Source organism: Streptomyces sp. NPDC023527 (assembly GCF_055560115.1).
The window spans coordinates 21,782-39,676 of record NZ_JBVHJJ010000009.1 but is presented as its reverse complement, the minus strand read 5'-3'; the positions used below and the strand labels follow the sequence as shown (position 1 = coordinate 39,676).

The following is a 17,895-nucleotide window of genomic DNA, read 5'->3' as shown; positions in this document are numbered from 1 at the left end:
GCCCGATGATGAGTTATCCACAGGCCTGCCGGAAATCTCGCCGAGCCGTAAGACTTGGGACACACGGCAATCGCTGGTGGAGGGGGAACCATGGCGGGAGCGCGGACGGAGCTGCGGGTCGGTCACCGTACGGAAGTCGAGGGTCTGCTGGGGCGCGCGGCGGAGGAGGAGTTGCGCCGTTCGGGTGGTTCGGCCGATGGCGCGGCGCTGCTGCGCCGGGCGCGTGCGGAGCTGGACGCCATAGCGGCCACGGCCGCCGAGGAGTACGCCGCGTATGTGCTGGCCCTGGATGAGGAGGCGGCGGCCCGGCGGCCTCTGTCGACCCGCCTCAACCGCTCCTCGCTCGCGACTCCTTCGCTGGTCACGGCCGTGGCGGCGGCCGCGGCGTTCGGCGCGGACCTCGGCTTCGGCACCTCCGCCGGCACGGCCCTGGGCGCCGGGTTCGTGGTGGCCGTGGCGGGTTCGGCGGCCGCGGTGGCGAAGCTGACGGCCGCTCACTGGCCGGCGGCGCACCGGCGGGCCGGTCTGCGGGGGCAGCCCGGCGGTGCGGAGCAGTTGCGGCTGGCGTGGCTGACGGCCCTGGAGGTGCGGGGTGTACGGCCGTTCCTCGATCAGCAGCGGATGCTGTCGGCGGCCACGCGCGCCAATGGCACGGCCTCGGCGCGCGGCGCGGGCCCGGACCGCACGATCCGGGCCGCCCCGCTGCGGGGGCGGGACCGCAGTGCCGCGGCCCGGCGGCGCAGCGTGCTGGAGCAGTCCTTCGACCACATCCCGGAGGCGGCGGACCCGTTCGCGGGCCGCAGGGAGCACCTGACCCGGATCGCCCAGTGGGTGCACCAGGCGCGGGCGAGCACGGAGAGCAAGCCGACGGTGGTGGTGCTGCACGGCCCGCCCGGCTCGGGGCGCTCCACACTCGCGGTGCGGGCGGCACACCATCTGCGCGACCAGTTCCGTGGCGCGTGCGTGGTGGATCTGCGCGGCGAGTCGGAGGGCGACCCACCGCTGCCGACGCGGGACGCGCTGCTGCATCTGCTCAACCGCCTCGGGGCACCGCGCGACCAGCTGCTGTTCCGGGAGCGGTCCTCGCAGGAGCAGCACCTCAGAAGGCTGTCCGAGCTGTACCGCCAGCACCTCACGGGACTGCCGGTGACGGTGGTGCTGGACGACGCCTCGGACGTGGAGCAGGTCCGCGCGCTGATCCCGGAGCGGTCCGAGAGCCTGGTGCTGGTCACGGCACGGACCCCGCTGTCCCTGCCACCCGATCTGGTGGCCTGGGTGCACGAGCTGCCGGTCGGCCCGCTTGACGAGGCGGGCGCGGAGGAGCTGCTGCGCGAGGCCGCCGAGGAGCCGCAGCCGGAGCCGTACGACGAGAAGGCGCTGGCGCGGGTGCGGGAGCTGTGCGGCGGGCTGCCGCTGGCGCTGCGGGTGGCGGGTTCCTCCCTGGGGGCACGCGCCGCGCACACGCTGGCCGCGGAGCTGGCGGCGGCCGGCCAGGACGACCCGATCGGGCGGGCGCTGTGGCTGCGCTATCTCGACCAGGGCGACGACGCCCGCCGGCTGCTGCGCCGGCTGGCGCTGGCGGGCCGGGCCTCGCTGGGCGCGGCCGCGGCGGCGGCGCTGCTTGCCGAGGGCGAGCAGCCGGCGGCCAGGGAGCTGGCGGCGCTGGCTCGGGCGGGCCTGATCGAGCCGGTCCGGCCCGGCCGGTATCGCATGCACGACCTGGTGCGGGCGTTCGCGCACGCCCGGCTGCACGAGGAGGAGGAGCCCGGCGAGCGGGGCGCGGCGCAGGAGCGGCTGATCCGCAGCTATGCCGAGCTCGCCGACTCGGTGATCCGGATGGTGGACGGCAAGACGTCGACGCGGGCGGGGGCGTTCGCCGGCGGCCATGGCTTCACCTCGCTGGACGCGGCGCTGCGCTGGCTGGACGACGAGTCGAGCTTCATCACGGCGGCGCTGCGGCACACCGAGGGCGTGGACCAGTCGGCGGTGCTGCACCTGCTGGGTGCCCTGTGCGACTACTGCCTGCTGCGCGGCGACCTCTACCGGCTGGGTGAGCTGAGCGAGCTGACCCAGGCCACGGACCGGGGGCTGCTCGTGCGCTCGGTGCAGTGGCGGACCGGTGTCGCGGCCCGGCAGCTGGGCGAGCTGGACACCTCGCGCACGACGCTGTCGTCGGTGGTCGACCTGTATTTCGACGCCCAGCACCCGGCGGGTGCCGCCCGGGCGCTGCGGGACCTGGGCGTCACCCTGCAGCACCAGGGCAATCTCCGGGAAGCCTCGGGCAAGCTGCGGGAGGCGCTCGTGCTCCAGGGCGCCCGGGAGCTCAGCGGCGACCGGGCCTGGACGCTGCACGCCCTGGGCGCCGTCGAGCGGGACCGGGGGCGGATAGCGGAGGCGCTGGAGCTGCTGGCCGAGGCGCTGGAGCTGCACCGGGAGAGCGAGAGCCTGCACGGCCAGGCGTGGGCGCACTTCCAGCTCGGCCAGGTGCGGCTGCGGATGGGCATGGTCGCCCCGGCGGAGGCGGAGCTGCGCGAGGCCCTGGAGCTGTACGGGCGCACCCAGGACGGGCGCGGCGAGGCGTGGGCGCTGACCCAGCTGGCGCGGGCCCGGCTGGTGGCCGGGGACGCCGCCACGGCGGAGGAGGAGCTGCACCGCGCCCTGGCCCGGCACCGGGAGAACGAGGACGCGCGCGGCGAGGCGTGGTCGCTGTACTACCTGGGCCAGTCGCTGGAGGAGCGCGGTGATCCGGCGGCGGCGGTGCGGGCGCTGGAGCGGGCCAGGACGATGTTCAACCGCATGCGGGATGTCTACGGGCTGGCCTGTGCCCGGCATCACGCGGCGCGGGTCACCCGTGACCTGCGGGCGGCGCAGACGGGGTCCCTGCGCAACAGCGGCTTCGCCCGGCAGCTGCTGCAGGACGCGCGGACGGACTTCCGCCGACTGGACGTGGCGCACGGCGAGGCGTGGTCCTGTGTGGAGCTGGCCGTCGTCGACGCGGGCAACGGCCGGTCCGCCCCGGCGCTGGAGCTGCTGGAGGAGGCGGAGCGCCTCTTCACGGGCTACGGCGACCGGCGCGGCGCGTCCTGGGCGCGCTTCCTGCGCTGCACGCTGCTGCCGTTCGCCTCACCGGGCGGCTCGGTGGTGGGGTCGGCGGTGGCCGAGGAGGAGCTGGGCCGGCTGCTGCTGGAGCTGCGCTCCGCCGACTGGTCGACCGACCCGCCGCTGGAGGACTGCGTCGAGACGTACGCCTTGATGCTGGAGCGCGGCATAGAACCGGAGGCGGGATGGCAGGCATGGCGACTCGGCATGATCCCGAGCCGCCGTGCCCGTCAGGTCATGGCGGTGCTCCCCCGCGGCGGCTGAGCCGTAGGGGCCTGCCAAGGGCCCACCACGGCGCCACCACCGGGCCACAGCAGCCACCAGCAGCCACCGGCAGGGGGGCCGGACCGGCCCGGTCGGGCCGGGGTGGCGTCAGCTCTTGGTGGCGCTGCCGGCCTTGGTCGTGGAGGCGACCGCCGGCTCCGCCTCGGGCTCCTCCTCGAAGTCCACCCGCTTCATGTGCTTGTTCATGCTCTTCATCAGCAGCCAGACGGCCCCGCCGATGACGGCGAAGACGAGGAAGCCGAGCACACCGGGCGTGACCTTGTTCTTGTCCAGTTCCTCGGCGGCGAACGGCACGAGGTGGGTGGCGGCGAGGGAAGCAGTCGCGCTCATCATGGGGTCAATTGTTGCGGATGCCCGCGAAGAGGTCGTCCTCGGGGAGGGAAGTTCCGACGAGGGACTTCGCCAGTTCGTACTCCTCGGTCGGCCAGACCTCCCGCTGGAGGTCCAGCGGCACCCGGAACCAGCCGCCGTCCGGGTCGATCTGCGTGGCGTGCGCGATCAGCGCCTTGTCGCGGATCTCGAAGAAGTCGCCGCACGGCACGTAGGTGGTCAGGGTGCGCTCGCGGCCCAGGGTGTGCCAGCGCTCCAGCCACTCCCCGTACGGGGACTCCATGCCGCGGGCCAGCAGCGCCTCGTGCAGGGCGAGCGTGCGCGGCCGGTTGAAGCCCTGGTTGTAGTAGAGCTTGAGCGGCTGCCAGGGCTCGCCGGCCTCGGGGAAGCGGGACGGGTCGCCGGCCGCCTCGAAGGCCACCATGGAGATCTTGTGGGTCATGATGTGGTCGGGGTGGGGGTAGCCGCCGTTCTCGTCGTACGTGGTGACCACGTGCGGACGGAACTCACGGATCAGCCGAACCAACGCCTCGGCTGCTTCATCAACGTTCTGGAGCGCGAAGCAGCCCTCGGGCAGCGGCGGCAGCGGGTCGCCCTCGGGCAGCCCGGAGTCGACGAAGCCCAGCCACTCCTGCTTCACCCCGAGGATGTCGCGCGCCTCGTCCATCTCCTTGGCGCGGACCTCGTGGATGTGCTCCTCGATGTAGGGGTCACCCTGGAGCTTGGGGTTGAGGATGGAGCCACGCTCACCACCCGTGCAGGTCGCGACCAGCACGTCCACCCCCTCGGACACGTACTTCGCCATCGTGGCCGCGCCCTTGCTCGACTCGTCGTCGGGGTGGGCATGCACGGCCATCAGTCGCAGCTGCTCAGTCAAGGCTCGATCCTCAGTCACTGGTCATGGCCCGTCTTATCGGTGTGTCGGGGCGCCTCCTATAGTGACCGAAGCGGGACTCGATTCATTCCGGTTCTCAACGACCGGTCCCCGACCAGGAGGAAGATCATGGCTGCGGCACGCGAAGGGCTGCCCGAGGGTCGTTACGGCCGCTCGGCGGACGAGCGCGCCGACCGCAAGCTGAAGATCGTCGGCGCGGTGCTGGGCGCCGGCCTGGTCGGGGTGATCGCCTGGTCCGGGATCCACTACATCACCAAGACGGACGTCAGCGGCCAGCTCGTCCGGTCCAAGACGATCTCGGACGACAGCGTTCAGGCGGTCCTGGAGATCCGCAAGGAGAAGGACGCGACCGGCGTCTGCACCCTGCGCTCGCTGGGCGGCGACGGCTCCGAGGTCGCCCGCAAGGACGTCACGTTCGACCGCCGCGAGACCCACTTCACCGAGCTGGTCACGCTCCGTACCACGGGCCACGCCGCCGCCACGGAGCTTGAGGGATGCCGGGCCGCGTCACGCGGCTGACCAGCCCTGACGCGTTTCTTGCACGATTCGTCCCGCTCGCTGCTTCCCCCTTTACGGACGTAATTGTTAGGCTCGTGGTTTCGCCCACCTTTGAAGGCGCACCCTTCTGAGTAGGGCGTTCATTTGTATCCCCTCTGTATCCCCAAGTTTTTCCCCAGTACCGACGAGGAGCACCTGTGACCCAGACCAGCGACAACGTCACCTGGCTGACTCAGGAGGCGTACGACCAGCTCAAGGCCGAGCTGGAGTACCTGTCTGGTCCCGCTCGCACCGAGATCGCGATGAAGATCGCGGCGGCCCGCGAGGAGGGTGACCTGCGAGAGAACGGCGGGTACCACGCGGCCAAGGAGGAGCAGGGCAAGCAGGAGCTCCGTGTGCGCCAGCTCACGCAGCTGCTGGAGAACGCGAAGGTCGGCGAGGCACCGGCCGCGACCGGCATCGTCGCGCCCGGCATGGTCGTCACCATCGCCTTCGACGGCGACACCGACGACACGCTGGACTTCCTGCTCGCCTCCCGTGAGTACGCGAGCTCGGACATCGAGACGTACTCCCCCCAGTCCCCGCTGGGCACCGGCGTCAACGGCAAGAAGATCGGCGAGGACGCCGAGTACGAGCTGCCGAACGGCAAGAAGGCCAAGGTCCGCATCCTGGAGGCCAAGCCCTACCAGGCGTGAGCCCCCCGGAGCAGCCCTGGGAAGAGCCCCGGACCCCCACGGGTCCGGGGCTCTTCCGCTGCCCGTACGGGAGGGCTCAGCCGCCCGTAGGGGTGGCTCAGGCCGTCGCCGACCGGTACTTCCGCACCGCCAGCGTCCGGAAGACCACGATGATCACCACCGACCAGATCAGCGACGCCCACACCGGATGCTGCATCGGCCAGGCTGCCGGCACCGGATAACCGTCCGGCAGATTGCCGAAGAGCTGCCGCGCCGCCTGCACCGTGGCGCTGAAGGGGTTCCACTCGGCGATGTTGCGCAGCACCGTCGGCATGTTGTCGGACGGGACGAAGGCGTTCGAGATGAACGTCAGCGGGAAGAGCCAGATCAGCCCGCCCGAGGTGGCCGCCTCCGGGGTCCGCACGGTCAGCCCGATCAGCGCGCCGATCCACGAGAAGGCGTAGCCGAGCAGGAGCAGCAGGGCGAAGCCCGCCAGCGCCTTGGGGATGCCCGCATGCGTTCGCCACCCCACGATCACCGCGACGACCGCCAGCACCACCAGTGTCAGCGCGGTCTGCACGAGGTCGGCGAGGGTCCGGCCCGTGAGCACGGCCCCGCGCGCCATGGGCAGCGACCGGAACCGGTCGATGAGCCCCTTGTGCATGTCGTCGGCGATGCCCGCGCCCGCGCCGGCCGTGGCGAAGGTGACGGTCTGCGCGAAGATGCCCGCCATCAGGAACTGGCGGTACGTGGAGGGGTCGGTGTTGCCGTCGACGGCAATCGAGCCGCCGAAGACATAACTGAACAGCACCACGAACATGATCGGCTGGATCAGCCCGAAGATGACCATCTCCGGGATGCGGGCCATGCGGATCAGATTGCGCTTGGCGACGACCAGGGAGTCGCGCACGGACTGGCCGACGCCGCCGTACGCCCGGAGGGGCGCGGTGGGCGTGGAGCCGCTGATGGAGGTCATGAGCCCGCCTCCCTCGGCTCGGACCGCTCGGAAATCCCTTCGGACCGCTCGGAAATCCCCTCGGACCTGCTCTCGGACGAACCGGCCCTGCCCGGCCTCTCCGCCCCCTTCCGCGCAGGCCCACCCTCCGGCTCCCCTTCCTCCTCCGCCGCCTCGGCCGCGTGCCCGGTCAGCGATATGAAGACGTCGTCCAGCGTCGGCCTGCGCAGCCCGATGTCGTCGATCTCGATGCCCCGCGCGTCCAACTCCCTGATGACCTCGGCGAGCAGCTTCGCGCCGCCGGAGACGGGGACGGTGACCTTGCGGGTGTGTTCCTCGATCTTCGACTCGCCCTTGCCGAAGCCGCGCAGGACCTCGACGGCGGGCGCGATCTGCCCGGCTTCATGGACGACGACCTCCACCCGCTCCCCGCCCGTACGGGCCTTGAGCTGGTCGGAGGTGCCGCGCGCGATGACCTTGCCGTGGTCGACCACCGCGATGTCGTGCGCGAGGTGGTCGGCCTCCTCCAGGTACTGGGTGGTGAGGAGCAGGGTCGTACCGCCGGCGACCAGTTCCTGGATGACCTCCCACAACTGCTGCCGGTTGCGGGGGTCGAGCCCGGTGGTCGGCTCGTCCATGAACATCACGGGCGGGCTGACGACGAGGGCGGCGGCGAGGTCGAGGCGGCGGCGCATGCCGCCGGAGTACGTCTTGGCGGTGCGGTCCGCGGCGTCGCCGAGGTGGAAGCGCTCCAGCAGCTCGCCCGCCCGCACCTTGGCGTCACGGGCGCTCATCTGGTAGAGCTGACCAACCATCTGGAGATTCTCACGGCCCGTCAGATATTCGTCCACGGCGGCGAATTGGCCGGAGAGGCCGATGGCACGGCGGACCTCGTTGGGTTTCTTCAGGACGTCGATGCCCGCCACGACGGCCCTGCCGCGGTCGGGCCTGATGAGGGTGGTGAGTACGCGTACGGCTGTGGTCTTGCCGGCGCCGTTGGGGCCGAGCAGTCCTAGAACGGTTCCTTCCGGAACGTCGAGATCGACGCCGTCCAGAGCCCTGACATCGCCGAAAGTCTTGACCAGGCCTTCGGCAAAAATGGCGCCTGGCATGGAGGTTCTCCCCGCGTGGGTTGACGTATCACAGGATTTTACGGTTGTCGTAGCCGTCGCGCCCTGTGAATGAACCTCCCGACGCCCTCAGCTCATCACGAGATAGCCCGCCTCGCGCAGCGCCGCTCCCACCTCCGCGCAGTGCTCCGGCCCCTTGGTCTCCAGATGCAGCTCGACCTCCGCCTCCGTCAACCCGAGCCGCGGATCGGTCCGTACGTGGCTCACGTCGAGGACGTTGGCGTCGACCTCCGACAGCACCTCCAGGAGCGCCGCCAGCGCCCCGGGCCGGTCCGTCAGCCGCAACCGCAGCGACAGATAGCGGCCCGCCGCCGCCATGCCGTGCCGCAGGATGCGCTGCATCAGCAGCGGGTCGACATTGCCGCCCGACAACACCGCGACGACCGGTCCCTCGAACGAGTCGGGCGCGGAGAGCAGGGCCGCAACCGGGCTCGCGCCCGCCGGCTCCACCACCAGTTTCGCCCGCTCCAGGCAGAGCAGCAGCGCGCTGGAGAGCTCGTCCTCGGAGACCGTACGCACCTCGTCCACCAGCGCGTCGATGATCCGGAACGGTACGTCGCCGGGGCGGCCCACCTTGATGCCGTCGGCCATCGTCGCCGGCGCCTCTATGGCCACCGGGTGCCCGGCCGCCAGCGACGGCGGATAGGCGGCCGCGCCCGCCGCCTGCACGCCCACGATCCGCACGTCGGGCCGCAGCGACTTGACCGCGACCGCGATACCGGCCGCCAGCCCACCGCCGCCGATGCCCACCACGATGGTGCGCACCTCGGGGCACTGCTCCAGGATCTCCAGGCCGACCGTGCCCTGACCGGCGATGATGTCGGGGTGGTCGAAGGGGTGGATGAACACCGCCCCGGTCTCGTCGGCGTACTGCCGGGCGGCCCGCATCGTCTCGTCCACGATCTGCCCGGACAGCCGCACCTCGGCGCCGTACTCACGCGTCGCCGCGACCTTGGGCAGGGGCGCGCCCTCCGGCATGAACACCGTGGAGCGCACGCCCAGGAGCGAGGCCGCGAGCGCCACGCCCTGCGCGTGGTTGCCCGCGCTGGCGGCCACGACCCCGGCCGCGCGCTCCCGCTCCGAAAGGCCCGCGATCCGCACATACGCGCCGCGCACCTTGAAGGAGCCGGTCCGCTGGAGGTTCTCGCACTTCAGGTGCACCGGGGCGCCGACCAGCCCGGACAGATGACGGCTGCCCTCCAGGACGGTCGTACGGGAGACCCCGGAGAGCATCTTCTGGGCGCTGCGCACCTCGTCGAGAGATACAGGCAAGGACATCCCGGACATCGACGGAGACATCTCGGGCAGGGGGGACGTACCGCTTCCGCCCGTGTCATCAACTCGTGCAGCCATGCCGCCAGTCTCGCAGCTCGTGTCCGGGAACCCCCGGTTCGCGCCCCCGAACTCGCAGCTCGCATCCGCGACGACCGCCACAGGACGTACACATCCGCGCATACCGGTGCAGGCCCAGAAGAAGGCATACCGTGCGGTTTGCGCAGCACCCGTACGGCCGCGCGCCGGGCCGCGTACTCTGTCCCCCAATCCTCAGCGATTCCCTGCCCGCCGCACGAAGTGAGCCCCAGGCCATGCCCACCCATCCGGACATGACGACCGACCTCGCACCAGGCGTCCTCGACGCTCTCCAGCACGAGGTGGCCGTCTTCGCACGCCGCGCCGAGCAGACCCGGCTCGGCGGTGTCGGCCAGGTCCGCAATTCCATGGACCGCGCCGCATATCTCCTGCTCAACCGCCTCGACCAGGAAGGCCCGATGGGCGTCAAGGCGCTCGCCGCGGGCATGGGAATCGACTCCTCCACCGTCACCCGCCAGGTGGCGCCGCTCGTCGACACCGGCCTTGTGAAGCGCACCTCGCACCCCGAGGACGGCCGGGCCGTCGTCCTTCAGCTGTCACCGCGCGGCAAGGCCCGCCTGGAGGAGGTGCGCGCCTCGCGCCGCGAGCTCATGGCGCTGGTGACGGAGGGCTGGACCGAGGACGAGCGGGACGCCTTCTGCACCCTGCTCACCCGCTTCAACTCCGCCCTCTCCGAGGTGCACAACGCCCTTCCCCCGGTCGCGCCGACCTCTTGACCCGGCCGCGCCGCCTGCCCTCTCCTGGTGCGTACGACAGGAGCGCGGAGGCGCGGTGCGAGAGCGGCAGGCGGCCAGGGAGCGCCGTCGCGCCCGGGAGTTCGAGGCATTCGTCGGGGGCGCGGGCGGCCGGCTGCTGCACGCCGCCGTGCTGCTCACCGGCGAGACCGGCCGGCGTACGGGCGAGGGGCCGGGCGCGGACCGCGGCGCCGCCGAAAGGCTGTTGACGGCCGCGCTGGCCGTCACCTACGCCGACTGGGACCGGCTGGGCGGCGAGGATCCCTACGACCGCACGCGGCGGGAGCTCGCGGCCCGTTTCGCGCGCTCCGCCCGCCGCCACCGCCGCCCCCACGGGGGCGTCCTCGCCCGGCTCGCCCCGCGCGAGCGCCTGGTGCTCGTCCTGCGGCTGTACGAAGGCGTCGCCGAGGAGCAGACCGCGGCGTGCCTGGGCCTGTCCGTGGAGCGCGTACGGACGATCTGCACGCGCGCGGTCACCACGCTGCGCGCCCGGCCGGAGCCGGCCCGGCGATGAGCGGGCACGACCGCGCGGAGGAGGAGGTCCGGCGGCTGCTGGACGTCCCGCGTGCGCCGGTCCCGCCCCGCCTGGCCGCCCGCGCGGCCGAGCGCGGCCGCCGCGTCCTGCGCCGGCGCCGGGCCGTACGGGCCGTGGCATGGGCGCTGCTGCTGACGGCCGTCGTGGCGTTCTGCGTGTGGGCGGCCGTCGTCGAGCCGTGGATGGCGCCGCCCCAGAAGACGGCGCCACCACTGCGGGGCCGGTGACGGCCCGGGGAACCCCTAGCCCAGCGCCTGGGTGAGGTCGGCGACCAGGTCGTCCACGGCCTCGATGCCCACCGACAGGCGGACCAGGTCGGCCGGGACCTCCAGGGCCGAGCCGGCCGTCGAGGCGTGCGTCATCCGGCCCGGGTGCTCGATCAGCGACTCGACGCCGCCGAGGGACTCGCCGAGGGTGAACAGCTCGGCGCGGTTGCAGACCTCGACCGCCGCCTCCTCGCCGCCCGCGACGCGGAAGGAGATCATGCCGCCGAAGGCGCGCATCTGCTTGGCGGCGACCTCGTGGAGGGGGTGCTCGGGCAGGCCCGGGTAGTAGACCTGGGTCACCTTGGGGTGCGAGACCAGCAGCTCGGCGATGCGCGTGGCGTTGGCGCTGTGGCGGTCCATGCGCACCGCGAGCGTCTTGATGCCGCGCATCGTCAGCCAGGCGTCGAAGGGACCGGCGACGGCGCCCATCGCGTTCTGGTGGAAGGCCAGCTCGTCGGCCAGGCCCGTGTCGGCCGTGACGAGCGCGCCGCCGACGACGTCGGAGTGGCCGCCGACGTACTTGGTGGTGGAGTGCACGACGACGTCCGCGCCGAGCGAGAGGGGCTGCTGGAGGTAGGGGCTGGCGAAGGTGTTGTCGACCACCAGCCGCGCCCCGGCCGTGCGGGCCACGTCGGCGACGGCGGCGATGTCGGTGATGCCGAGCAGCGGGTTGGACGGCGTCTCGACCCAGATGACCTTCGTACGGGGCCGGATCGCGGCCCGGACGGCGGCCGCGTCGGAGGTGTTGGCCACCGACCATTCGACGCCCCAGCGCTCGACGACCTTGGCGAAGAGGCGGAACGTTCCGCCGTAGGCGTCGTTCGGGATGACGACGTGGTCGCCGGGCGACAGGAGCGTACGCAGCAGGCAGTCCTCGGCCGCCAGGCCCGACGCGAAGGCGAGGCCGCGGCGGCCGCCCTCCAGCGCCGCCAGGTTCTCCTCCAGCGCGGTACGCGTGGGGTTGGCGCTGCGGCTGTACTCATAGCCGCCCCGCAGGCCGCCGACGCCGTCCTGCTTGTAGGTGGAGACCTGATAAATGGGCGGGACGACGGCCCCGGTCAGCGGGTCCGGCTCCTGACCTGCGTGGATGGCGAGGGTTTCGAAAGAGTGCTGGTCGCTCATGCCCCGAGCGTAGTACCCCGACTACATGAACACTCCTGTTCACTTGTAACCGGAGGATGAACGATCCGCGAGGCTGCCACGTTGTCACGGCGTGGGCGGCGGCCGTCCACCGAGGTCACGCACCGAAAATTCACCACTTCTCTCTCATTTCCGTCAGGACAGCTCATGGAGTTTCTGTTCATCCTGCTCGCCATCGTCATCGTCTGCGGTGTCCTCATCGGGCCCGCGATGCGCCGCCGACGCGCCGGGCAGGACGCGCTGCGGGGGCACATGACGGCGGTCGATCCGGTCGGCGCGTACGGCTTCGTCCCCGCCGAGCGGCTCGACGTGCGGCTGCCCGGCCCGGACCCGGAGCTGCTGGCTGCCGTCGAGGAGGCGCGCCGCACCCAGGACTGGAAGCCCGCCGCCGAGCTGCTGGCCCGCACGGACGCCAAGGCTGCCGCGGAGCTGCGCTGGCAGCGCGTGCACACGCTGGCGGGCGCGGCGGCCCAGGAGCTGGCCGAGACGCCCGGCACCGGCGGGATGTGGCTGCGGCACTGGCGGGTGGTGGCCCCCAAGGACGCGGGCGGCGCGGCCGTGCAGGCCGAGTTCCTGGTCCAGCAGGCGCTGCGCGACCCCGCCTCGCAGGACTACCGGATGATCCTGGAGGAGGCCCGTACGGTCTGCGAGGAGGCGGCGCTGCTGGCGCCGGGCGACCCCGTCCCGTACATCGTCCAGCTGGGCATCGCCCGGGGCCTGGGCGCGAGCGAGGCGGAGTTCCAGTCGCTCTGGGAGACGGTCCAGGCCCGCGCCCCGCACCACATGGGGGCGCACCTGACGGCACTGCGCTACTGGAGCGCGCGGTGGCACGGCTCCCAGGAGCGGGCCGACGCGTTCGCCCAGAGCGCGGCGGCCGCCGCGCCGCGGGGCAGCCTGCTGCCGGCGCTGCCGCTCTTCGCCGTCCACGACCACCTGCCGGACATCGACCTCGTGCCGGGTGTGTATCGGGGCGTGGTCGTGTCGCAGGCGGTCGAGGCCGCGCAGTTCGCCGTGACGAACGCGCCCGCCGATCACCCGGTGCTGCCGCACGTACGCCACCTGCTGGTGTGGTTCCTGGTGCGCGCCGAGCGCTACCCGGAGGCGATGGAGCAGCTGCGGGCGGTCGACGGGCACATCGGCGCGGTGCCGTGGTCGTACGAGCCGGATCCGGTGGCGGCGTACGCGACGTACCGGGCGCTGGCCGTGACGGGCTGGGAGCGGTCGAGGCAGGGCTGAGACGGCGGCGGGGAATCCCGGCCGCTCACCGCACGTTGACGGGGAAACGAACGCGCCCTCTCCCCTGGAGCCGCAATGCTCTTCTCCCGCCATGAGACCCGTCTCCCCACCCCCGAGGAAGCGCTGAAGGGCCGCCCGGCACCGGAATTCCCCCTCCCGGAGCGCCACACGGTCCTCGGCAACCCGCTGGCGGGCCCCTACCCCGAGGGCCTGGCCGTGGCGGACTTCGGCCTGGGCTGCTTCTGGGGCGCCGAGCGCAAGTTCTGGCAGGCCCCGGGCGTCTGGACGACCCTGGTCGGCTATCAGGGCGGCCACACGCCCCACCCCGCGTACGAGGAGGTCTGCAGCGGCCTCACCGGCCACACGGAGGCGGTTCGCGTCGTCTACGACCCGGCCCTCACCTCCTACGAAGCCCTCCTGAAGCTCTTCTGGGAGTCCCACGACCCCACCCAGGGCTTCCGCCAGGGCAACGACCGCGGCACGCAGTACCGCTCGGCGATCTACACCCACTCCCCCGCCCAGCAGTCGACGGCGGAATCCTCCCGCGAGGCGTACCAGTCGGTCCTCCGCGCCTCGGGCTACGCCACCATCACCACAGAAATCCTCCCGGCGGGCCCGTTCTACTACGCGGAACCCCACCACCAGCAGTACCTGGACAAGAACCCGGGCGGTTATTGCGGCATCGGGGGGACGGGCCTGAGCTGCCCGATCGGGGTCGCCCCGGCCAACGGCGGTGCCTGAAGCCGGATCCAGGCGCCCGAGCACGGGCGCCCCCTCAGCCGGAGGCGCCCGGCGCTAACGCAGTTTCGCCGTGTCCGCCGCTTCCTCGCCGCGCGCCCAGCCCTCCGCGTCGCGGCCCTTGAGCCGGTGCGAGGTCATGGCCGGGAAGAGGCGTTCGGTGGATTCGCCGACGGCCACGTCGCGCGCCGCCAGCACCGGCAGCACCTCCGCCGCCGTCTCCGCTCCCTGGGCCACCACCGCCTCCGCGGCGGTCGTCAGCCGGTCGCGGATCCGGGCCGCGTAGGCGATCAGGAAGGACTGGCGGAAGTCACGCGTGCGGCGCGAGCGGCCCCGGGCGTGGTGGTCGTCGCCGGCGCGCCGCATCGCCGTGGTGGCCTGGACCAGCAGCGACGTGTACATCAGCTCCACCAGCTCCAGGTCACCCTCGAAGCCGACGACGGTGGAGAAGTCGTACTCGCTCGTCCACACCGCCCGGCAGTGGTTCGCCTCGGCCACCGCGCCCAGGAGCAGGGCCTTGGCCGACTCGTACGGGCCCTCGACGCCGATCCGGCAGGTCGCCGGGGCGTCGACGGGCTCCGCCGAGTGGGCCGCGAGGAGCGCCTCGTCCATCGAGTACCGCGCCATGAGCTCCTGCGCCTTCGCCGACAGCGCCTCGGCCTCCTCCGCGAACTCCGTCGACTCCGCCTTGGCCAGCAGCGCCCGGATCCTCGTGAGCATCCGCGGCTCGACGGCGACGGCGGGCCGCGCGTGGGCGGCCCCGGGCAGCGGCCCCGCCGCGCCGATCCTCGGCAGCCCGCCGATCAGCCGCAGCGCGCCGAGCGCGCACGCGGCCGTCTCGAAGCGGCTCAGCCGCTCCCGCCCCGCGAAGCCCTCCAGGAACGCCTCGTCGCCCTCCCACCACACCCGCGCGTCCAGCTCCCGCAGCTGCGCCGCCCAGCGCGCGCCGAGCGTCTCCGGCGCGTACCGCCGGGCCTCCGCCGCGACGGCGTCGATGGCGAACCGCACCTCGGTGGCGGTCAGCTCCCGCCGTACGAGCCGGATGACGTCAGCGGGCTGCCAGCCGCCCTCCCAGCACCGCCGCAGGGCCCGCTCGCCGGCGCGCAGCACGGCGCGGCTCACGGCCTCCGGGCCGGCCGGGGCGGCGGCCAGGGACGAGGCCGCGGCGTAGACGGCGTCGTCGAGCGCGTCCGGGCCCTGGGCGCGCAGGGAGGCCAGCGCCGTCTCGACGGTCGCCAGCAGCTCGGCGTCCTCGGGACGCTCCTGCCGCCTCTTGCTGCGCTTGGCCACGGGGCTCTCTTCCTCGGAAAGTAGGGGCGGGCGCGTCCGCGCGAGGGCGGCGGACGGCCGGAAGGTGTACGCCCCATTCTCCTGGAAGCGGGAAGCCCACGGCTTCACCCGAACGGCATCCGCGCCTCGTAGACGCCGACCGACCGTTCCGGGCGATAGCCGAGCATCTTGTTGACGGCGCGCATCGGGCCGTTGTCGTCGGCGACGGTCGTGGCGATCTCCCGTACCGCCGGTCCCCGCTCCCGCAGCAGCCCCAGCATGCGCAGCTTGACCGCGCGGCCCAGGCCCCGGCCACGGTGGGCGGGGAGGACGGCGGTGTCGTACTGGACGGCGCGTACGTCGTCCGGGGAGCGCAGCACCAGCTCCGTCCAGCCCGCGTACGTACCGTCCGGGGCCACCGCGACGACCGTGAGGGGGACGCCGCCGCGGTCGATGACGGTGCGCTCCCTGTCCCATCGGAGGGCGGGGCGGCCGTGGCGGTCACCCGGCGCGGTCCCGCCCATCGCCGCGCGGGCGGCCGCGAAGGGCGGCGCGAGTGCGGCGGGGGCGGCACCGGTCCACTCCAGGAAGCGGTAGCCGGCGGGCAGGACGGGTTCGGCGGTCTCGTCGGCGACCCGCTGGACGTACCGCACAAGCGGCAGCGCGCGGGTGAAGCCATGCGCCTCGGCGAACCTCTCGCCCGCCCCGCCGATGTCGGCGCGGCCGGACACCGCCGTGCGCCGCTCCCGTTCGAGCACCGCCCTGATCTCCTCCCACAGCCGGGTGCCGACGCCGCGGCGGCGGTGGTCCGGGTGGACGGTGAGCCGGCCGATCCGGGCGTACGAGCGGTCGGCCCCGTCGTCGAAGAGCCGCAGCCGGGCGACTCCGGCGTACGCGCCGGGCGGCCCGCCGGGCAGCGGCACGGCCAGCTGTACGTACCGGCTCCGCGGGGCGGGTACGCGCAGCAGACCGGCCTCCTCGGTGCGGCCGGGCGGGGGGACGGCGGCGGATATGTCGTGGGTGTGCGCGGCGGTGACGACGGTGTGCCAGGCGTCGATCTCGGCCTCGGTGGGGGGCGCGCTCAGTCGCGGCAGATCGCTCATCCTGCGGACGGTATGCCGTGCCGGCAGCCCTGTCCTGCGGTTTTCCGGGCGGTCCCGGGCACCCCGGACAACGAGAATCGCCGGGCGGGCCCGGGAATCGGGCCCGCCCGGCGATCCGGGACGAGAGTGTCGCTACCTGGGGCGGCGGTACCGCTTACGCGCCGGTGGCGCTGCCCGCGACCCAGGCGTTCCAGTCCATGTTCCAGCCGTTGAGGCCGTTCTCCGGAGCGATGGTCTTGTCGTTGGAGTTCTTGACCTCGACGACGTCACCGAGCTGGGAGTTGGAGAAGAACCAGGCACCCGAGGTGTTCGGGTCGTCCGCGCCCTGCTTGTCCTCCAGGCCGATGCAGCCGTGGCTGGTGTTGGCGGTGCCGAAGATGCCGCCGCCCCAGTAGTTGCCGTGGATGAACGTGCCCGACTGGGACAGGCGCATGGCGTGCGGCACGTCCTTGATGTCGTACTCGCCCTTGCCGTCGCCCTTGGTGAAGCCGACGGTGGAGCCGTCCATCCGGGTCTCCTTGAACTTCTCGGAGATCACCATCTTGCCGTTGTACGTCGGGTTCTCCGGGCTGCCGGCGGAGATCGGGATGGTCTTGAGCTCCTTGCCGTCGCGCATGACCGTCATCTTGTGGGTCTTCACGTCGACCGTGGAGACCTGGGAGTGACCGATCTTGAAGGAGACCGTCTTCTTCTGCACGCCCTTGAGGCCGGGAGCGCCCTCGACACCGTCGAGGTCCAGCTTCAGGGTGACGTCGGAATTGGCCTTCCAGTACTCCTGCGGGCGGAAGTCGATGCGCTGGTCACCGAACCAGTGGCCGACGACCTTCTGGCCGCTGCTGGAGTTGACCGAGATGGCCGACTGGACGGCCTTGCGGTCCTTGATCGGCTTGTCGAAGTTGATCGACACGGGCATGCCGACGCCGACGGTCGAGCCGTCCTCCGGCGTGAAGGAGCCGATGAAGCTGTTGGTGGGCGAAACGGTGGAGAACGAGGAGTTCTCCGTCGCCTTGCGACCCTCGGAGTCCTTGGCCTCGACGACGACCTTGTACTTGGTCGAGCGCTCCAGCGGCTTGGCCGGCTGCCAGGACTTCTTGTCCGGCGATATCGTGCCCTCGACCGGGGTGCCCTTGTCGGTCGTCATCTTGACGCTGGTGAGCTCGCCGTCACTGACGGTGACCTTGGCGGCGTCGGTGGTGATCCCGGCGTTGGTCGAGCCGTCCTTCTGCGCGATCTTGATCTGCGCCTTGGAGGCTTCCTTGGCCGCGGCGGCGTCCACCTTGTTCTGGGACTTGCCACCGCTGGAGCCGCTCTTGCCGTTGTCGTCCCCGCCACCACAGGCGGCGAGGGTCAGCACACCACCGAGCAGAGCGGCCGCGGCCACCAGGCCCTTGCGGCGCTTGCCGTCCGTCATCACACGCTTCTCCATTGCTCCTGGACCCCGAAATCCCCGAGCCGAATCGTGGGGCAACACGTATCCCGGCTACTACTTGAGGAACGCCTGCACCGATACGTCCGTTCCACTCCTCGGGAAAATGTGGGGAAGACCACCCCAGTAAAGCCCTTCACGGGGCCGACATGGTAGCCGGGACGCTGGTACAAGTCCGGTTTCCATGGTGCGGTCGGGGCGGGTGTGGCTG

At 72.3% G+C, this 17,895-nt stretch carries 17 protein-coding genes; 8 read left to right on the top strand and 9 right to left on the bottom strand.

Annotated elements, in window-relative coordinates:
• Nucleotides 1-90: 90 nt before the first annotated feature.
• Nucleotides 91-3,363: a tetratricopeptide repeat protein gene (locus ACZ303_RS18865; protein ID WP_467340279.1), complete on the top strand. Its 3,273-nt coding sequence runs from the start codon at nt 91-93 to the stop codon at nt 3,361-3,363.
• Between the two features lie 108 nt (nt 3,364-3,471).
• On the opposite strand, the gene ACZ303_RS18860 is transcribed toward ACZ303_RS18865, so the two are convergent.
• Complete coding sequence (locus tag ACZ303_RS18860; protein WP_467340277.1) at nt 3,472-3,717, bottom strand: RAMP4 family protein; 246 nt, start codon at nt 3,715-3,717, stop codon at nt 3,472-3,474.
• Nucleotides 3,718-3,721: 4 nt separating this feature from the next.
• Nucleotides 3,722-4,591: a mycothiol conjugate amidase Mca gene (mca, locus tag ACZ303_RS18855; protein WP_467340275.1), complete on the bottom strand. Its 870-nt coding sequence runs from the start codon at nt 4,589-4,591 to the stop codon at nt 3,722-3,724.
• Between the two features lie 126 nt (nt 4,592-4,717).
• Here mca and ACZ303_RS18850 point away from each other — a divergent pair, with 126 nt between their 5' ends.
• Nucleotides 4,718-5,128, top strand: a complete 411-nt coding sequence (locus ACZ303_RS18850; protein ID WP_467340274.1) for a DUF4307 domain-containing protein — start codon at nt 4,718-4,720, stop codon at nt 5,126-5,128.
• Nucleotides 5,129-5,304: 176 nt separating this feature from the next.
• On the top strand, nt 5,305-5,802 hold the full coding sequence (gene greA / locus ACZ303_RS18845) for a transcription elongation factor GreA (RefSeq protein ID WP_467340272.1): 498 nt from the start codon (nt 5,305-5,307) through the stop codon (nt 5,800-5,802).
• A gap of 97 nt (nt 5,803-5,899) precedes the next feature.
• On the opposite strand, the gene ACZ303_RS18840 is transcribed toward greA, so the two are convergent.
• The 3 genes from ACZ303_RS18840 to ilvA all read right to left on the bottom strand — a co-directional run bounded on the left by ACZ303_RS18840 (nt 5,900) and on the right by ilvA (nt 9,153).
• Nucleotides 5,900-6,757 carry an ABC transporter permease gene (locus tag ACZ303_RS18840; protein ID WP_467340270.1) on the bottom strand — a complete coding sequence of 286 codons (858 nt, stop codon included), beginning with the start codon at nt 6,755-6,757 and terminating at the stop codon, nt 5,900-5,902.
• Nucleotides 6,754-7,848 carry an ATP-binding cassette domain-containing protein gene (locus ACZ303_RS18835; protein ID WP_467340268.1) on the bottom strand — a complete coding sequence of 365 codons (1,095 nt, stop codon included), beginning with the start codon at nt 7,846-7,848 and terminating at the stop codon, nt 6,754-6,756. The genes ACZ303_RS18840 and ACZ303_RS18835 overlap by 4 nt, the downstream gene beginning before the upstream one ends.
• 87 nt (nt 7,849-7,935) lie before the next feature.
• A complete protein-coding gene (gene ilvA / locus ACZ303_RS18830; protein WP_467340780.1) occupies nt 7,936-9,153 on the bottom strand; it encodes a threonine ammonia-lyase in 1,218 nt (405 codons plus the stop codon).
• Nucleotides 9,154-9,452: 299 nt separating this feature from the next.
• On the opposite strand from ilvA, the gene ACZ303_RS18825 reads away from it, so the two are divergent.
• From ACZ303_RS18825 to ACZ303_RS18815, 3 genes are read left to right on the top strand one after another with little or no spacing between them, the layout of a single operon-like run.
• The gene (locus ACZ303_RS18825) at nt 9,453-9,953 is read left to right on the top strand and encodes a MarR family winged helix-turn-helix transcriptional regulator (RefSeq protein WP_467340266.1); all 501 of its coding nucleotides are present in this window, start codon (nt 9,453-9,455) and stop codon (nt 9,951-9,953) included.
• 55 nt (nt 9,954-10,008) lie between these two features.
• Nucleotides 10,009-10,485 carry a sigma factor-like helix-turn-helix DNA-binding protein gene (locus ACZ303_RS18820; RefSeq protein WP_467340264.1) on the top strand — a complete coding sequence of 159 codons (477 nt, stop codon included), beginning with the start codon at nt 10,009-10,011 and terminating at the stop codon, nt 10,483-10,485.
• Entirely contained in the window at nt 10,482-10,733 is a 252-nt protein-coding gene (locus ACZ303_RS18815; protein ID WP_467340262.1) for a hypothetical protein, read from the top strand. The genes ACZ303_RS18820 and ACZ303_RS18815 overlap by 4 nt, the downstream gene beginning before the upstream one ends.
• A 15-nt stretch (nt 10,734-10,748) precedes the next feature.
• On the opposite strand, the gene ACZ303_RS18810 is transcribed toward ACZ303_RS18815, so the two are convergent.
• On the bottom strand, nt 10,749-11,894 hold the full coding sequence (locus ACZ303_RS18810) for a cystathionine gamma-synthase (RefSeq protein ID WP_467340260.1): 1,146 nt from the start codon (nt 11,892-11,894) through the stop codon (nt 10,749-10,751).
• Nucleotides 11,895-12,059: 165 nt separating this feature from the next.
• Here ACZ303_RS18810 and ACZ303_RS18805 point away from each other — a divergent pair, with 165 nt between their 5' ends.
• Both ACZ303_RS18805 and msrA read left to right on the top strand, forming a co-directional pair.
• Nucleotides 12,060-13,148, top strand: coding sequence for a hypothetical protein (locus ACZ303_RS18805; protein ID WP_467340259.1), 1,089 nt, complete (start codon nt 12,060-12,062; stop codon nt 13,146-13,148).
• A 75-nt stretch (nt 13,149-13,223) separates the two neighbouring features.
• Nucleotides 13,224-13,889 (top strand): peptide-methionine (S)-S-oxide reductase MsrA, encoded by a 666-nt coding sequence (msrA, locus tag ACZ303_RS18800; RefSeq protein WP_467340257.1) that lies wholly within the window; start codon nt 13,224-13,226, stop codon nt 13,887-13,889.
• Between the two features lie 54 nt (nt 13,890-13,943).
• Here msrA and ACZ303_RS18795 read toward each other — a convergent pair whose 3' ends face one another.
• The 3 genes from ACZ303_RS18795 to ACZ303_RS18785 form a co-directional block, all read right to left on the bottom strand.
• On the bottom strand, nt 13,944-15,176 hold the full coding sequence (locus ACZ303_RS18795) for a DUF2786 domain-containing protein (RefSeq protein ID WP_467340255.1): 1,233 nt from the start codon (nt 15,174-15,176) through the stop codon (nt 13,944-13,946).
• A 104-nt stretch (nt 15,177-15,280) separates the two neighbouring features.
• Nucleotides 15,281-16,258, bottom strand: a complete 978-nt coding sequence (locus ACZ303_RS18790) for a GNAT family N-acetyltransferase (RefSeq protein WP_467340253.1) — start codon at nt 16,256-16,258, stop codon at nt 15,281-15,283.
• A gap of 154 nt (nt 16,259-16,412) precedes the next feature.
• Nucleotides 16,413-17,684 carry a L,D-transpeptidase gene (locus ACZ303_RS18785; RefSeq protein ID WP_467340251.1) on the bottom strand — a complete coding sequence of 424 codons (1,272 nt, stop codon included), beginning with the start codon at nt 17,682-17,684 and terminating at the stop codon, nt 16,413-16,415.
• Nucleotides 17,685-17,895: the final 211 nt, after the last annotated feature.

Excerpts from the sequence above, each read along its gene's own strand:
- ACZ303_RS18810 (WP_467340260.1), bottom strand. The coding sequence starts at position 11,894 with ATGAGCGACCAGCACTCTTTCGAAACCCTCGCCATCCACGCAGGTCAG.
- ACZ303_RS18860 (WP_467340277.1), bottom strand. The coding sequence starts at position 3,717 with ATGATGAGCGCGACTGCTTCCCTCGCCGCCACCCACCTCGTGCCGTTC.
- ACZ303_RS18805 (WP_467340259.1), top strand. The coding sequence starts at position 12,060 with ATGGAGTTTCTGTTCATCCTGCTCGCCATCGTCATCGTCTGCGGTGTC.
- ACZ303_RS18865 (WP_467340279.1), top strand. The coding sequence starts at position 91 with ATGGCGGGAGCGCGGACGGAGCTGCGGGTCGGTCACCGTACGGAAGTC.
- ACZ303_RS18835 (WP_467340268.1), bottom strand. The coding sequence starts at position 7,848 with ATGCCAGGCGCCATTTTTGCCGAAGGCCTGGTCAAGACTTTCGGCGAT.
- ilvA (WP_467340780.1), bottom strand. The coding sequence starts at position 9,153 with ATGTCCGGGATGTCCTTGCCTGTATCTCTCGACGAGGTGCGCAGCGCC.
- msrA (WP_467340257.1), top strand. The coding sequence starts at position 13,224 with ATGCTCTTCTCCCGCCATGAGACCCGTCTCCCCACCCCCGAGGAAGCG.
- ACZ303_RS18850 (WP_467340274.1), top strand. The coding sequence starts at position 4,718 with ATGGCTGCGGCACGCGAAGGGCTGCCCGAGGGTCGTTACGGCCGCTCG.
- ACZ303_RS18825 (WP_467340266.1), top strand. The coding sequence starts at position 9,453 with ATGCCCACCCATCCGGACATGACGACCGACCTCGCACCAGGCGTCCTC.
- ACZ303_RS18840 (WP_467340270.1), bottom strand. The coding sequence starts at position 6,757 with ATGACCTCCATCAGCGGCTCCACGCCCACCGCGCCCCTCCGGGCGTAC.
- ACZ303_RS18785 (WP_467340251.1), bottom strand. The coding sequence starts at position 17,684 with ATGGAGAAGCGTGTGATGACGGACGGCAAGCGCCGCAAGGGCCTGGTG.
- ACZ303_RS18790 (WP_467340253.1), bottom strand. The coding sequence starts at position 16,258 with ATGAGCGATCTGCCGCGACTGAGCGCGCCCCCCACCGAGGCCGAGATC.
- ACZ303_RS18815 (WP_467340262.1), top strand. The coding sequence starts at position 10,482 with ATGAGCGGGCACGACCGCGCGGAGGAGGAGGTCCGGCGGCTGCTGGAC.